18 protein-coding genes are annotated in these 14,617 nt (G+C 68.4%); 8 read left to right on the plus strand and 10 right to left on the minus strand.

Going from position 1 to position 14,617, the window contains the following annotated elements; all coding sequences use genetic code 11:
• Positions 1-6: 6 nt before the first annotated feature.
• The 10 genes from flgK to flgB form a co-directional block, all read right to left on the minus strand.
• On the minus strand, positions 7-1,350 hold the full coding sequence (flgK, locus tag GQR91_RS04410; RefSeq protein WP_149681309.1) for a flagellar hook-associated protein FlgK: 1,344 nt from the start codon (positions 1,348-1,350) through the stop codon (positions 7-9).
• Positions 1,347-1,670 carry a rod-binding protein gene (locus tag GQR91_RS04415; RefSeq protein WP_112381822.1) on the minus strand — a complete coding sequence of 108 codons (324 nt, stop codon included), beginning with the start codon at positions 1,668-1,670 and terminating at the stop codon, positions 1,347-1,349. The genes flgK and GQR91_RS04415 overlap by 4 nt, the downstream gene beginning before the upstream one ends.
• A 5-nt stretch (positions 1,671-1,675) precedes the next feature.
• Complete coding sequence (locus GQR91_RS04420) at positions 1,676-2,770, minus strand: flagellar basal body P-ring protein FlgI (RefSeq protein ID WP_149681310.1); 1,095 nt, start codon at positions 2,768-2,770, stop codon at positions 1,676-1,678.
• Positions 2,771-2,784: 14 nt separating this feature from the next.
• A complete protein-coding gene (locus tag GQR91_RS04425; RefSeq protein ID WP_375781602.1) occupies positions 2,785-3,444 on the minus strand; it encodes a flagellar basal body L-ring protein FlgH in 660 nt (219 codons plus the stop codon).
• A 74-nt stretch (positions 3,445-3,518) separates the two neighbouring features.
• On the minus strand, positions 3,519-4,307 hold the full coding sequence (gene flgG, locus GQR91_RS04430; RefSeq protein ID WP_112381653.1) for a flagellar basal-body rod protein FlgG: 789 nt from the start codon (positions 4,305-4,307) through the stop codon (positions 3,519-3,521).
• Between the two features lie 13 nt (positions 4,308-4,320).
• Positions 4,321-5,073: a flagellar basal body rod protein FlgF gene (locus GQR91_RS04435; protein ID WP_149681312.1), complete on the minus strand. Its 753-nt coding sequence runs from the start codon at positions 5,071-5,073 to the stop codon at positions 4,321-4,323.
• Positions 5,074-5,096: 23 nt separating this feature from the next.
• Entirely contained in the window at positions 5,097-6,347 is a 1,251-nt protein-coding gene (locus tag GQR91_RS04440; protein ID WP_149681313.1) for a flagellar hook protein FlgE, read from the minus strand.
• Positions 6,348-6,380: 33 nt separating this feature from the next.
• Complete coding sequence (locus tag GQR91_RS04445; protein WP_149681314.1) at positions 6,381-7,079, minus strand: flagellar hook assembly protein FlgD; 699 nt, start codon at positions 7,077-7,079, stop codon at positions 6,381-6,383.
• Between the two features lie 2 nt (positions 7,080-7,081).
• The gene (gene flgC, locus GQR91_RS04450; RefSeq protein ID WP_112381657.1) at positions 7,082-7,492 is read right to left on the minus strand and encodes a flagellar basal body rod protein FlgC; all 411 of its coding nucleotides are present in this window, start codon (positions 7,490-7,492) and stop codon (positions 7,082-7,084) included.
• A 3-nt stretch (positions 7,493-7,495) separates the two neighbouring features.
• The gene (gene flgB / locus GQR91_RS04455; protein WP_375781595.1) at positions 7,496-7,843 is read right to left on the minus strand and encodes a flagellar basal body rod protein FlgB; all 348 of its coding nucleotides are present in this window, start codon (positions 7,841-7,843) and stop codon (positions 7,496-7,498) included.
• Positions 7,844-8,242: 399 nt separating this feature from the next.
• Here flgB and GQR91_RS04460 point away from each other — a divergent pair, with 399 nt between their 5' ends.
• The 8 genes from GQR91_RS04460 to GQR91_RS04495 all read left to right on the plus strand — a co-directional run bounded on the left by GQR91_RS04460 (position 8,243) and on the right by GQR91_RS04495 (position 14,611).
• The gene (locus tag GQR91_RS04460) at positions 8,243-8,908 is read left to right on the plus strand and encodes a motility protein A (protein WP_149681316.1); all 666 of its coding nucleotides are present in this window, start codon (positions 8,243-8,245) and stop codon (positions 8,906-8,908) included.
• The gene (locus GQR91_RS04465; RefSeq protein ID WP_211368564.1) at positions 8,905-9,429 is read left to right on the plus strand and encodes a hypothetical protein; all 525 of its coding nucleotides are present in this window, start codon (positions 8,905-8,907) and stop codon (positions 9,427-9,429) included. Before GQR91_RS04460 ends, GQR91_RS04465 begins: the two co-directional genes overlap by 4 nt.
• Positions 9,429-9,932: a flagella basal body P-ring formation protein FlgA gene (locus GQR91_RS04470; RefSeq protein ID WP_149681317.1), complete on the plus strand. Its 504-nt coding sequence runs from the start codon at positions 9,429-9,431 to the stop codon at positions 9,930-9,932. Before GQR91_RS04465 ends, GQR91_RS04470 begins: the two co-directional genes overlap by 1 nt.
• Before the next feature lie 64 nt (positions 9,933-9,996).
• The gene (flgM, locus tag GQR91_RS04475; RefSeq protein ID WP_149681318.1) at positions 9,997-10,293 is read left to right on the plus strand and encodes a flagellar biosynthesis anti-sigma factor FlgM; all 297 of its coding nucleotides are present in this window, start codon (positions 9,997-9,999) and stop codon (positions 10,291-10,293) included.
• Complete coding sequence (locus GQR91_RS04480; protein WP_112381662.1) at positions 10,290-10,604, plus strand: flagellar protein FlgN; 315 nt, start codon at positions 10,290-10,292, stop codon at positions 10,602-10,604. Before flgM ends, GQR91_RS04480 begins: the two co-directional genes overlap by 4 nt.
• A gap of 335 nt (positions 10,605-10,939) precedes the next feature.
• A complete protein-coding gene (locus tag GQR91_RS04485) occupies positions 10,940-11,779 on the plus strand; it encodes a lytic transglycosylase domain-containing protein (protein WP_149681319.1) in 840 nt (279 codons plus the stop codon).
• Between the two features lie 34 nt (positions 11,780-11,813).
• Positions 11,814-13,850: a flagellar biosynthesis protein FlhA gene (gene flhA / locus GQR91_RS04490; protein WP_149681495.1), complete on the plus strand. Its 2,037-nt coding sequence runs from the start codon at positions 11,814-11,816 to the stop codon at positions 13,848-13,850.
• Complete coding sequence (locus GQR91_RS04495) at positions 13,847-14,611, plus strand: sigma-70 family RNA polymerase sigma factor (RefSeq protein ID WP_149681320.1); 765 nt, start codon at positions 13,847-13,849, stop codon at positions 14,609-14,611. Before flhA ends, GQR91_RS04495 begins: the two co-directional genes overlap by 4 nt.
• The last annotated feature ends 6 nt before the right edge of the window (positions 14,612-14,617 follow it).

Below are 14,617 nucleotides of genomic sequence, written 5' to 3' on the forward strand. Positions count from 1 at the left end.
GCCCGATCAGTTGATGCCCAGGATGGACTGGAAGGTGTCGCGCGCGGCCTGGATCACGCGGCTGGATGCGGAATAGGCCTGCTGGAACCGCATCAGCTCCACCGCCTCATTGTCCAGGCTGACGCCCGTCGCGGTGGACAGGGCGGTATTGGCCCCGCCCAGGATCGCGGTCTGTGCATCGGCGATCGTCGCCTTTTGCCGCGCCACGGTCGCATTGTTGGTGATCAGGCCGGTGACCTGCGATTCCCAGGCCTTGCCGATCCGCAGATTCTGCAACGCGGTCAGGTTCGATGCGTCGCGCGCGCCACCGGTGCCACGCGACGCCGCGATCAGACTGCCATCGTCCGTGGTCAGGCTGATCTCGGTCGGCTTGGCGCCGACGGCGAACAAGGCGCGTCCGGGATTGCCCTCGGCATCCACCCCTTCGGTCTGGTTGCTGTTCACGCCTTCGACGAAATCGGTGACGATCGCGGCGAAATCCGCCTCGGCGGTCGCCACGCGCGTCGCGCTGTCTAGTATGCCCGCGGTCTTGCCGCCGGTCGGCGTGATGTTGCCCACCTGGCCGTTGATCGCCAGCGCGAACGTCGCGCCGTTCTTTTCATTGGGATTGTAGCTGACCGATCCGACCTGATCGAGCGTGACGAACGGCGTGCCCGGCGCATTGCCCAGCGTCACCGTGGCGCGGCCCATCTGGTCCACCCTCACGCCGATATCGGCCAGTTCGCTCATCTGCGATAGGATAGTGTCGCGCTGGTCGGCCAGTTGCGCCGACGCCGCCGTTCCCGTCGCAGTGCGCTGGAGCCCATCATTCACCCGCGCCAGCGACTGGGCAAGCGAGGTCAGGTCGCGCGCTGCCGCGTGCCCGCTATCGTCCAGATCGGCGCGCGCCTGGGCAAAGGCCTGTCCGGTGGCGGTGATCGCCGCTGCGGCGGTGCCGGCGGTTTCCAGCATCGTCGCGCGCAGGGCGTTCGATGCGGGCTCGGCCGACAGGCTCCTGGCCGATTCGAAGAATGCGGTGATCCGCGCGCTCACCTCGGACCCGGTCATCGTTGATTCGATGCGGTCCAGCCAGGTGCCGGTGGTCTTGGTCGCGGCCAGCTCGGTGGTCGCCCCGCGCACCGCGGCGCTGGCATAGACATCGGTGGCGCGCACGATGCCCGACACCATCACGCCGCCGCCCGCGCTCGACTTGGAGGCGGTGACCCCGGTGGCGATGCCGACCTCCCTCAGCCCCACCGTGCGGCGTGCATAGCCCGTCGTCCCCGAGTTGGCGATATTCTCGCCAACCGCGGTAAGCGCGGTCTGATACGCGCGGACGCCGGATGCGCCGATGGAGAGCAGGTCGCTCATGACGCCGGGTTAGGCGAACTCTGGTTAAGATCCGGTTGCGATTTGGCGAGGAACGCGGTCACCGCCTTGCCGATGCCGATCGGCGCCGCGGTCGCCATGGTCTGCGCGACCTGCGTGTCCTGCATGTCGCGAAACGTATCCAGCGCCTTGGATTCGAACAGCGTGTCGCCCAGCTTGGTCTGGCGCATCGCCTTCAGCATCATGCCGGTGAACACCGCCTCGAACTGCTCGCCCGCCTTGTCCAGATTGTTCTTGGACGACAGCCGCCGGGTATCGCTGGAGATGCCGCCGGTGGCGGTGGTCGCCGCGGGGGGAAGCATCACGCTCACAGGACGATCAGCTCCGCCTTCAGGCTGCCGGCTTCCTTCAGCGCCTCCAGGATCGCCACCAGGTCGGCCGGGCTGGCGCCGATCGCGTTCACCGCCTTTACCACATCGGCCAGCTTGGGACCGGGGTTGATGAGGAACATCGGCTTCTTCTCCTCGTCGATCGCCACGCCCGATCGCTGCTCGACCGCGGTCTGGCCCTGGCTGAACGGCGCCGGCTGGCTGATCCGCTGGTTCTCGTCGATCCGCACCGTCAGCTTGCCATGCGTCACCGCCGCCGGTCCGACCCGGACCGCGCTATTGATAACGACCGTTCCGGTGCGAGCATTAACGATAACTTTTGCGGACGGCTCGGCCGAGTTGACGTCGAGATTCTCGATCTCGCTCATCAGCGCGGTGCGCACCTGCGCGCCGGCCGGTGCGCGCACCGCCACCGACACCGCATCGATCGCCTGCGCAACGCCGCCGCCCAGCCGCTGGTTGATCGCCGAGGCGACGTTCTGTGCGGTGGTGAGGTCGGCACGCGCCAGGTTGAAGGTCAGCGTCGGCGCGGTGTCGAACCCGGTCGCCACGGCACGCTCGACGGTCGCACCCTCGGGGATGCGGCCCGTGGAGGGCACGTTGACGACGATCTTCGATCCGTCCGCGCCTTCCGCGCCCAGCCCGCCGACCGCCAGATTGCCCTGCGCCATCGCATAGATCTGCCCGTCCGCACCCAGCAGCGGGGTCAGGATCAGGCTGCCGCCGCGCAGCGACTTGGCCTTGCCCATCGAGGCGACGGTGATGTCCAGCCGCTGCCCCGGCTTGGCGAAGGGCGGCAACTCGGCCGTCACCATCACCACCGCGGCGTTCTTCATCCCCGGGTTCATGTTGGGCGGCAGTTGCAGGCCGAAGCGCGAGGCGACGGCCTTCAGGCTCTGCACCGTATATTCCAGATTGTCGTCGCCCGTGCCCGGCAGGCCGACGACGACGCCGTAGCCGGTCAGCTGGTTGGAACGGATGCCCTGGAACCCGCCCAGATCCTTGACGCGGTCCGCATGGGCGGGCGCGGCGACCAGAAGCGCGGCAAGACAGGCAAGCAGCATGCGGATCATGGAATGGATGGTCCTCAGAACGGGCTGATGGTCTGGAAGAAGCGGCTCAGCCAGCCCTGGCGGCTGGCGCGGGCGACATCGCCCTTGCCGGTATAGGCGATCTGCGCATCGGCGACGCGGGTGGAGGCGACGCGGTTGTCCAGCCCGACATCGGCGGTGCGCACGATCCCCTTGATCTGGATGAACTCGTCACCGCGGTTCAGCGTGACGCGCTTCTGCCCCTGCACCAGCATCGTGCCGTTGGCGAAAACCTGCGCCACGGTCACGCTGATCTCGCCCGACAGCGAATTGGACTGGCCGGTTTCGCCCGCGCCGTCGAAACCGCGCCGGCCGCTGGCCCCGACATCGGTCGAACTGAACAGCGACAGCGGGCCCGTCGCCGGTGGGGTGATGCCGAAACTGCCGGTCGAATCGAGCTTGGAGCTTGCCGATTTGGACGCCGCGGTCCGCTCGACCAGCACGATGGTCAGCGGATCGCCGACGCGCCGCGCGCGCCAGCCTTCATGCAATGCGCCGTAACCGTCGGCGACCTGGAAGATCGATCCCGTCGGCTGCGCCGGGGGCAGCGGCTGCACCGCGATCGGCGGATGCGCGGCGGAGAAGTCCTCCTTCGGCGCCTTCTTGCCGAAGATGCCGGCATCGGCGGGCACGGGGGCGAAAGCGGCGATGACCATGGCACCGGCGGCAGCCGCCAGCGCGCATTCGATCCAATAGCCGAAACGGGGAGTGGGGATACGCGATGCCATAGTCAGAGATTCTGGTTCGCGTATTTCAGCATCTCGTCGGTCGCCGAGATCATCTTGGAATTCACCTCATAGGCGCGCTGCGTCTCGATCATGTCGACCAATTCCTCGACGACGTTGACGTTGGAGCCCTCCAGCATGCCCTGGCGGACATTGCCGCGACCGTCCTGACCCGCGACACCCAGATTGGCCGCGCCGCTCGCCGCGGTTTCCAGCATGTAGTTGTCGCCCTTGGACTGGAGCCCGGCCGAGTTGGGGAAGCTGGCGACCTGGATCTGGCCCAGTTCGGTCGGCTGCGTCTGGCCTGCGACGCTGGCTGATACGGTGCCGTCGGTGCCGATCGTGATGTTGGTCGCGCCCTCGGGCACGGTGATGCCCGGCATCACCTGATAACCCTCGGCCGTGACCAGCAGCCCCTCGGCCGAGCGCGAGAAATTGCCCGCGCGGGTGTAGCCGAGCTGCCCGCCCGGCAACTGCACCTGGAAATATCCGTCGCCGTCCAGCGCCAGGTCCAGCGAATTGCCCGTGGTGTTCATCGAACCCTGGTTCTCGATCCGCGCGGTGCCCTGGATGCGCACGCCGGTGCCGAGGTTCAGGCCGGTCGCGTAGCGGCTCTCGGTGGAGCTCGCCGCGCCCGGCGCGGTGACGACCTGATAGGCCAGCGTCTCGAACGCCGCCCGGTCCTTCTTGAACCCGGTGGTGTTCACGTTGGCGAGGTTGTTCGAAATGACGCGCATGCGCATGTCCTGGGCGTCGAGCCCGGTGCGCGCGATATGCATGGCGGCGGAAGACATCGGTCCCTAATCCTCAGCTGGGCATGCGCAGGAGCTGCGCGCTGCTTTCGTCCATCGACTTGGCCTCTTTCATCAGGTTGGCCTGCACCTCGTAGCTGCGCTGGTTCTCGATCATGTCGACCAGCGCCTGCGTCAGATTGACGTTGGAGCCTTCGAGCGCCCCCGCCTGGACGGTGGCGTCCATGTCCGCGGGCAGCGCGCCTCCGCCTTTTACCCGCAGAAGGTTATCGAGTCCCTTCACCGTGTTCGATCCGGTGGTCGATGCCAGCTTCAGCCGGTCGATGATCTGCGGCTGGCCGGTCGCATCGCCCTGCGCCACGATCGAGATCGATCCGTCGGGCCCGATGGTCAGCGAATCGTAGGGCGGCAGCGTGATCGGCCCGCTCTGGCCCAACACCGGAAAGCCGTCGCCGGTCTGCAGCACGCCGGTCGGCGCCACCGTCAGGTCGCCGCGCCGCGTATAGGCTTCCGACCCGTCGGCCGCCTGTACCGCCAGCCACGCCGCCGTGCCGTTCACCGCCACGTCCAGCGCGCGGCCCGTCGACTGCACCGCCCCTGCGGCCCGGTCTGCATCCGTCACTTCCTCCGACGCCGGCATCCGCGCCTCGAACTGCGTGCCGTCCCCCTTCAACTCGATCCGGTCGAACACGACCCGATCCGCCCGGAAACCCGTGGTGGAGGCGTTCGCCATGTTGTTGGCGATCGCCGCCTGCGCCGACATGTGCGCGCGCAGGCCCGTCGCCGCGGTATAGACCAGCTTGTCCACCGGGGGCTCCCGTCAGTCGCCGCTTATGCGCGGATGTTGAAGATGGTCTGCGAGATCTGGCTGGCGGTATCCAGCGCCTTGGCATTCGCCTGGAAATTGCGCTGCGCCGCGATCAGGCCGACCAGTTCCTCGGTGATGTCGACGTTGGATCCCTCCAGCGTGCTCGACATGACCGCGCCGTTGCTCGACGTGTTGGCCTCGCCCAGCTTCACCTTGCCCGACTGGCCGGTCGCCGACCAGTAGCTGTTGCCGTCCTGGCGCAGTCCTTCGGGGTTGTTGAAGTTGGCGACCGCCACCTTGCCCAGCGCCTGGGTGTCGCCGTTCGAGAAGCTGGCAGTGATCAGCCCGTACTTGTCCACCGACACGCCCGACAGCGTACCCGGCGCCACGCCGTCCTGGCTGCGTCCGTCGACCGAGAAGACCGACGAGATTTCCGTCGATCCGGCATAATCCAGCGTGAACGACTGCTGCGTCGCCTGCCCCTTGGGCAGGAACGCGTCGAACGCGACCGCCTCGGTCGGCGATGTCATCGTGCCCGACGCATCAAAGGTCATCGTCTGCGGGCTGGTCCCGCCCACGCGCAGCGGCTGCTCCCCGACGAAGCTGTATACCGACCAGCTCGTCGTGGTCGAACCCTCGGGCATCTCGTCGCGGACATAATAGTTCACCACCGACTGCGCATTGCCCGCCGCGTCGTAGATCGTGGTGGTCGTCGAGTTGTTGTACGTCGTCGCGTTGGTACGGTTGAACGGCCCCTTCGGGACGGTCGCGGACGAGGACAGGTTCACGTCCAGCGTCACCTTGCCCGTCGCCACCGGCGCGCCGCTCGTCTCGGGCAGCTTCAGGCCGATCAGGCCGTCGGTGCCGGTCGCCGTCACATTGCCGTTCTGGTCGACCGGATAGACCTGCAGGTTGCTCCCCTGCGCGTCGGTCACCATGCCATTCGTGTCCACCTGGAACGCGCCGTTGCGGGTGTAGGACAGGTTGCCGCCATTGTTGACCGCGAAGAAGCCGTCGCCCGAGATGGCGAGGTCCAGCGCGGAGGCGGTGCTGTTGTAATTGCCTTCCTTGAAGTTCTGGCGGTTCTGCTGGACCACGGTGCCCGATCCGACCTGCTTGGTGGGATCGGTCGACAGGCTGGACGCCATCACGTCCGAAAAGGTCGCCTTGCTCTTCTTGAAGCCGTTGGTCGCCGAATTGGCGATGTTGTGCGAGATGACCGACATGTCGGTCTGCGAAGCCTTGAGGCCGCTGAGCGAAGTGTAGAAGGACATGGACGGGTTCCTGTTCTGGAAAGGGGAAGGGGATCAGCCGACCGAGCGGACGGCGCTGAGTGCGACCTGGCCCAGCCCGGTCACCGACAAGACGGGGGTGCCGCCCGATGGCAGCGACACGGATTCGACGGGCGCCCAGACCAGCGGCTTGGCGCTCACCGCCACGCCGTTGTTCAGCGCCGACAGCGTCACCTTGTACGGCCCGGCGCCGGCGGTCTGGCCGTCATCGGTGATGCCATCCCAGTCGAAGGTGGAGGTGCCCGCCGGCTTGTTGGCCATGGTCAGCGTCTTCAGCACGGCGCCGTTCTTGTCCGCGATCGTCACGGTCACGTCGCTGGCCGCGGCGCCCAGTTCGACGGCACCGGCAATGCCGCCGCTGCTGCGCGGGAATGCGGTGCCGCCCTCGGTCAGCACGGTCTTGCCGACATAGCTGAGAGCGTCGCTGGTTGTCGTGCCGTTCAGCTTCGTCATGATCGACGACAGCGTCTGGTTCATCTCCGAAATGCCGGCGACGCTGGAGAACTGCGCCATCTGCGCGACCATCTGGGTGTTGTCGACCGGGCTGAACGGGTCCTGGTTCTTCAGCTGCGTGGTCATCAGCTTCAGGAAGTCGGACTGGTCCATCGTCGACTTGTTCTTGGTCGCGGTGGCCGCGCTCGTGCCCGTGGTGCCGCCGGACCGGGCGATGCCCAGTTGCGACAGGGTGGAATCGAAGGTGGTGGATGCGGCCATGATCAGCGACCCAGCTTGAGGGTGTCGACGATCAGCGACTTGGCGGTCTGCATCACCTCGACATTGTTCTGGTAGGTGCGCGCGGTCTCCATCATGTCGACCAGCTCGCGGGTTTCGTCCACGGCCGCCTCGAAGATGTTGCCGTCCTTGTCCGCCATGGGATTGTCCGGGTCGTAGCGCTTGGTCGGCGCCTCGCCGGCGGTGACGACCTTTTCCACGTCGACGGTGGACATGCCGCTGGCGGCGTCGAAGCTGGTGCGGAACACCGGCTTCATCGTCTTGTACGCGGCGGCCTCCGATCCGGCGATGCCGCCGGCATTGGCCAGGTTCGACGCGGTCGTGTTCATCCGCACCAGCTGTGCGGACATCGCACGGCCGGCGACCTGGAAGATGGAGAGCGGCTGGCCCGACATGGCTTATTCCCCCTTCAGCGCGCGGGTGATGGTGGAGATGCGGCCGTTCAGGAACGACAGCGTCGACTGGTACTGCACCGCATTCTCGGCAAACGCAGTCTGCTCCTCGTTCAGCTCGACCGTGTTTCCATCGAGCGAGGTCTGGGTCGGCATGCGGTAGCCGATTGCCCCCGACAGGTCGGCGCCGGTGTTTCCCGCCTCGACCGCCTTCAGCGCGGCGCCGAAATCCAGGTCGCGCGCCTTGAAACCGGGCGTGGAGGCATTGGCGATATTGGATGCCAGCAGGCCCATGCGCTGCGAACGGACCTCCAGCGCGGCCCCATGCACCCCGAATAGCGATTCACTGGCCACCGGCCGGTTTCTCCTGGCGCCCCATTGCGCACGCGCCATCCAAAGCAATGGCCGTGCCAATTGCACCGCCGCGGCCGGAATTGCTTCGCCGACCCCATATCGGCGGCAAAACCGGCAACCCCTTGCCGCCACCCGGCAAAAGCCTTGCCGCCTTCTATGCCCTCTCCCCACCGGGGAGAGGGAGGGGCCCGCCGCAAAGCGGTGGGAGGGTGAGGGGCCGCCAAACAGTGCAGCACTGCTGGTCTACCCCTCACCCTTCCCACTGCCTCACGGCAGCGGGCCCCTTCCAGCATCAGGTGAACAGCGCTGGGCGCTGTTCACCTGATGCTCCCCAGAGGGGCTAGGGGCAGGAGAAACACCCCCACCCCAAACTGGCCCACTCCTTGCAGATACCCGCGCATGACCGCGTTCCCGCCCCTGGACCAGTTCCTCGATCCCGTCGCGCTCGCCATCGTCGCGGGCGGCACGCTGCTTGCCACCTTGCTGCGCCATCCGCTCGCCGATATCGGCCGCGCGCTGGCGGCGCTGCGCACGCTCCCCCGCCGCCGGTTCGACGGCGACGCGCTGCTCGGCCAGCTCGCTGCGCTCGACCGGATCGCCCGGCGCCAGGGCGTGGTCGCGCTCGACCGCACGGTGGTCGCCGATGCCGACCTGGCCGACGCGGTCACCGCGATCGTCGATGGCCAGCCGCCCGCCGCCATCGTCGAGGGGCTGAACCGCGCCCAGAGCTTGCGGATCGAGCGCCACGTCGCCGCCGCCGATGTCTGGGCCGGCATGGCGGAGGCGGCGCCCGCCATGGGGCTGATCGGCACCCTGATCGGCCTCGCCTCGATGTTCGCCACGCTGCGCGATCCCGCCGCGATCGGCAGCGCGATGGCGATCGCCCTCCTCGCCACCTTGTACGGCGCGCTGTTCGGCAACCTCTTCGCCCTGCCCATCGCCCACCGCCTGCGCACCAACGCCCGCACCGAAGCCACCGAACGCGCCCGCCTCGAAGCGCCGCTCGCCGCGCTTGCCGCGCGCGAGGCGCCGCGCCGCGCGGTGACGCTGGCCAGTGTCGCATGATCGCCTTCCCCGAACCGCGCCCCGCCCGCCCGATCTGGCTGGTCACGCTTGCCGACCTCGCGCTGCTGCTCGTCGGCTGCTTCGCGCTGATCGAGGCGACCCGCCATCAGGATCGCGCCGCGCTCGTTGCCGGGCTCCGCCAGGGCTTTGGCGGCGCGTCCGAAATCACCCGGCCGAAGCGGCAGGAGCCACCGATGCCGCTGTCCGCCGCGATGGCGAGTTTCCCCACCGGATCGGCCCGCCCCGATGGCGCATCCGGCGACCTCCTCGCCTGGGCGCGCAGCGCCGCCGTCGATCCGCGCGTCATGCTCACCGTCACCGGTTCGGTCGACGGCAGCGCCGCCGATGTCGACCCCGCCACCGGCAGCCGCGCCGTGCTCGCCGCCGACCGCGCCCGCGCCGTCGCCGCGCTGATCGCGCCGGCCGTCCCCCGCCTTTCCATCGCCATCGCCGATGCGCCCGGACGGCGCACCGCCATGGTCACGCTCGCCTTTGCCGGCGAACCTGTCCGGAGACCCTGATGATCCTGCTTTCCCTGCTCGCCGCCGTCGCCTTTCAGGATACGGCCGGCCTGGACCGTGCGGTTGCCGCCTTTACCGGCCACGCCGTTGGCGAGGTGGGCGGCGCGCGTACCGCGGTCGATCCGCGCCTGCGCCTCGCGCAATGCCCCACCGTCGCCATTTCGTGGCGCACGCCCGCGCAGGATGCGGTGGTGGTCGCCTGTGCCGGACCGGACTGGCGCATCTTCGTGCCCGTGAACCGTCCCGCCGCCGCGGTGGCCGCGCCTGCCGCGCTGCGCCCTGCCATGGCACCCGCGACCACCAGGGAGCCACCGGTCATCCGCCGCGGCGACCCCGTGATGATCGAGGCGGGATCGAACGGCTTCTCCATCTCGCGCGAAGGCGTGGCGATGGGGGATGCCGCACCCGGCGCCCGCTTCATGGTGCGGATCGACACCGCAAAGCAGCCGGTCCAGGTGGTCGCCCTCGCTGCCGGTCACGCGACCCTGGCCGGTTACGAATAAATCCTAAAGGTTCGTCACTCCCGGTCGTTTCTCCCTATGCAAAGGAGACCTCAACGGGGGTGACATGGTGGACGCAGTAAGCTCAAGGCCGATATCGGGAGATGCGAAGATCATTCGCGTCGGCACGGTTGCGGCCACCGCGCCCGCCACCCAGGCGTCAAATGCCGGCGCGACCCGCATGGGCGGCGCCGACACCGCGGCCCTGAGCGGCCTCGCCGCCGACCTCGCCAAGTCTCCCCCGGTCGACACCGACCGCGTGGCCACGATCAAGCGGGCCATCGAAAAGGGTGAATTCCCGATCCTGCCGGCGACCATCGCCGACCAGATGATCGCCCTGAAGCTGAACTGGAACGGCCAGTGACACGACGCGACGCGCTGATCCGGGTGATCGAGGCGCTTCATCAGGAAATCGCCGCGCTGCGCGCCAACGACGTCGCGGGGCTGGAACGCGCCACCCAGACGAAGCTGGTCGCGATCGAGGAACTGTCGGCGCTGGGCACCGGCCCTGCCGGTCCCGACCTGCGCGAGCTGGCCGACGAGGCCGATCGCCTGAACGAGACGTGCCGGATCTACGTCAACCTGATGGCCGCCAATGTCCGCCGCCGGCTCCAGACCCTGACCGGCCAGTTCGGCAATTCCTACGCCGCGCAAGGAATGCGCGCCTACGCCTGACCGGCAGCACGGCAATCCCGGCCGGCAACACCGGCAACCCCTTGCCGCCCCTTTGTCCCTCTCCCCCTCGGGGAGAGGGAGGGGCCCGCCGCGCAAGCGGTGGGAGGGTGAGGGGCCGACACAAACGCCACACTGCTTGGCTGCCCCTCACCCTCCCCACGGCCAAGGCCGCGGGTCCCCTCCAGCATCGGGTCTTCCATGCCCCCGGCATGACCTGCACAGCGCAGGACGCTGCTCACCCGATGCTCCCCGAAGGGGCAAGGGAAGTCCACAAACCCTAATTGGCATGCCCCTTGCTAGATCCCCGCTGACAACAGGGGCTTCTCGCATCCGGCATGACCGTTCAACCCGTTTCCACGTCCAAGGTCCAATCGGCGATCGCGCTGGCATCCAGCCGCACGGGCGTCGATTTCGACTATCTGCTGGGGCAGGCGAAGCTCGAATCCGGGCTCAACGCCAGCGCGCGCGCGGGCACCTCGTCGGCGACCGGCCTCTACCAGTTCCTTGAACAAAGCTGGCTGGCCGTGGTGAAGAAACACGGCTCCGAACACGGCCTCGGCTGGGCGGCCGATGCGATCGGCCAGTCGGGCGGGCGCTTCACCGTCGCGCCTGGCGCACGCCAAGCGATCCTGAACCTGCGCACCGATCCCACCGCCTCCTCGCTGATGGCCGCCGAGTTCGCCTCGGACAACAAGGACGCACTGGAAGCGTCGCTGAACCGTCCGGCCAACAGCACCGACCTCTACATGGCGCATTTCCTGGGCCTCGGCGGCGCCACCAAGTTCCTGAAGACGATGGCCACCAGCCCGCAGGCGAGCGGTGCCGCGCTGTTCCCCGCCGCCGCGCGCGCGAACCGCGGCATCTTCTACGCCTCGAACGGCCAGCCGCGTACCGTGGCGCAGATCTACGACCGCTTCGCCGACAAGCTGGCCGCGGCCGGCGCCGACACGCAGGCGACCCGCGCCGCCAACCTCCAGTTCGCCGCGCAGGCGCTGTCGATGGGGGACGCCACCGTCGTCACCGGCAACAACGAAAGCGCCACCGACGCGATGAACTGGGCGAACCAGGCGATGACGAAGCTGGGTGCGGGCAAGACGGCAGGCGACAGCGTGCTGCGCCCCAGCCCCGATCATGCCCGCCTCGCCTATATGATGCTCGCACGGATGGGAGGCTGAGGCCGTGAACAAGCTGCTCTCCTCCGGCCGCACCATGGCGCTGCCCGCCGCAATCCTGCTCCTCGTCATCGTGATGATGGTGCCGATCCCGCCGGCGTTGCTCGACATCTTCTTTGTCGCCAACATCGCGATCAGCCTGCTCGTGCTGATGGTCGCGCTCAATGCGCAAAAGCCGCTCGACTTCTCGGCCTTTCCGACCGTTCTCCTCTTCGCGACGCTGTTCCGCCTCGGCCTGAACGTCGCCTCCACCCGCATCGTCCTCGTTCACGGGCATGAGGGCGAGAGCGCGGCGGGTCATGTGATCGAGGCGTTCGGCACCTTTCTGATCGGCGGCGACTATGTCGTCGGTCTGTTCGTCTTCGCGATCCTGATGATCATCAACCTGATCGTCGTGACCAAGGGTGCGGGCCGCGTGTCCGAGGTGTCCGCGCGCTTCACCCTCGATGCGCTGCCCGGCAAGCAGATGGCGATCGACGCCGACCTGAACGCCGGCCTGATCACCCCGGACGAGGCCAAGGCGCGCCGCGTCGAGGTGTCCACCGAGGCCGATTTCTACGGCTCGATGGACGGTTCGTCCAAGTTCGTGAAGGGCGACGCGGTCGCCGCGATGCTGATCCTGGCCGCCAACATCATCGGCGGCCTGATCCTGGGCCCGGTCAGCCACGGCATGGGGATCGGCGACGCCGCGCGCACCTATATCCTGCTCGCGATCGGCGACGCGCTGGTCGCGCAGCTGCCCTCGCTCATGCTCTCCATCGCCGCCGCCGCGATCGTCACCCGCGTGTCGTCCGACAAGGATCTCGCCGGCCAGATCGGCTCGCAGTTCGCCGCGTCGCGCACCTGGACGCCGGTCGCCGGCATCCTCGGGCTGCTCGGCATCCTCCCCGGCATGCCGCACCTCGTGATCCTGCCCGCCGCCGCCATCGCCGGCTTCGCCGCCTGGAAGCTGCGCCAGATCGAACGCCGCCCGGTACCGCCCCCCGCCGCTCCGGTAGCCGAGCCGGTCGACCAGAGCCGCATCGGCTGGGACGAAGTGACCGAGACCATGCAGGTCAACATCGACATCGGCTACGGCCTCGTCCCCCTCGTCGACCAGCGCCGCGGCTCCCCCCTGATGGCCCGCATCACCGGCGTCCGCCGCCAGCTCTCCAAGGAACTGGGCTTCGTCGTGCCGCAGGCGCGCGTGCGCGACGACATCAATCTGGCGCCCTACACCTACCGCCTGATCATCAACGGCGTCATCGTCGGCGAGGACCAGGTCTCGCCCGACGAGATGCTGGCCCTCAACACCGGCCAGGGTGTCGGCTACCTCAACGGCAAGACCGCCAAGGACCCGACCTTCGGCCTGGACGCGACCTGGATCGCCAAGGGCGACGCCGATGCCGCGACCGGCATGGGCTATCTGGTGGTCGACCCCGGCACCGTGATGGCGACCCACCTCAACCATGTGCTCGGCTCCAACGCCGCCGAACTGCTCGGCCCCGACGAGGTCCAGGCGCTGCTCGACGGGCTGAAGGAAACCGCCGCCCAGCTCGCCGGCTCGCTCAGCCCCAACCCGCTCCCCCTCACCACCCTCACGCAAGTGCTCAAGGGCCTGCTTTCGGAGAACATCGCCTTGAAGGAGTTCCGCCGTATCGCCAGCGCGATCGCCGTCGCGGCGCAAAAGACGCTGGATGCCGAGGAAATCGTCGAGCTGATCCGGCCGCGCCTCGGCTCGCTGATCATCCAGAAGCTGTGCGGCCCGCGCGAACCCTTGCGCGTGATGACGCTCGACGGCCATCTGGAGGCGCTGTTGGGGCAGGCGGTGCGCGGCGACGCCAGCCGCCGCCATGTGATCGACCCCGATCTCGGCCGCCGCATCACCGACTCGCTGTCCCACGCCGCGCAGCCGCTGATCGCCGAGGCGCGTCCCTTCGCCCTCGTCGTGCAGCCCAGCGTCCGCATCGCGATGCGCAAGCTGCTGCGCACCGTGCTGCCCGATACGCCCGTCCTGTCCTTCTTCGAGGTGCCCGAAGAAAAGGCCGTCGAAGTCGTCGCCGTCATCGGCGCTCCGCAGGCGCTGGCGGCATGAGCGCGCTCCCCATGCAGCAGGCGTTCCACGACGCCCCCGCCCTTGACGGCGCACCCCTGACCTACAAGCCGATGAAGCGCGCCGGGGGCGATGCTGATGCGCTGATCCGCCAGCATCTCCAACTCGTCCGCCGCATCGCGTGGCATGTGCATGGCAGCATGTCGAGCTTGGTGGAGGTGGAGGATCTGGTCCAGGTCGGCCTCGTCGCGCTGGTCGAGGCCGCCGCCACTTTCGAGGAACGCGGCGTCGCCTTCCGCCAGTATCTCGCCACCCGCCTGCGCGGCGCGATGATCGACGAACTCCGTCGGCAGGCGACCACCACGCGCGGCGCGATGCGTCGCCGGCGGCAATATCACGAGGCGGTGGGCGCGCTCACCACGCCGGGCGGCCAGGCCCCGACCGATGCCGCCGTCGCGGCCAAGCTGGGTGTCACCGTCGACCGCCTGCGCGCCGATTATGCGACGGCCGAGGCGGTGCGGTTCGAGCCGATCGACGAACTCTATGCCGACGACCTCCCCTGGTTCGCCGACGACACGCCCGACGCCTTCGAACAACTCGCCGACGGGGCGCTCCGCGACGCGCTGATCCAGGCGATCGGCGCACTGCCCGAGCGCGAGGCGCTGGTCATCCAGCTTTATTATGTCGAGGAACTGAACCTGGAGGAAATCGGCCAGGTGATCGGCGTCGGCGCCGCGCGCGTCTGCCAGATCAAGGGCGCGGCGCACGCCCGCCTGAAAAAGGCCCTCGCCGCACAGCGCTGACCCGCA

It is taken from the genome of Sphingomonas carotinifaciens (genome assembly GCF_009789535.1).
Lineage (GTDB): Bacteria > Pseudomonadota > Alphaproteobacteria > Sphingomonadales > Sphingomonadaceae > Sphingomonas > Sphingomonas carotinifaciens.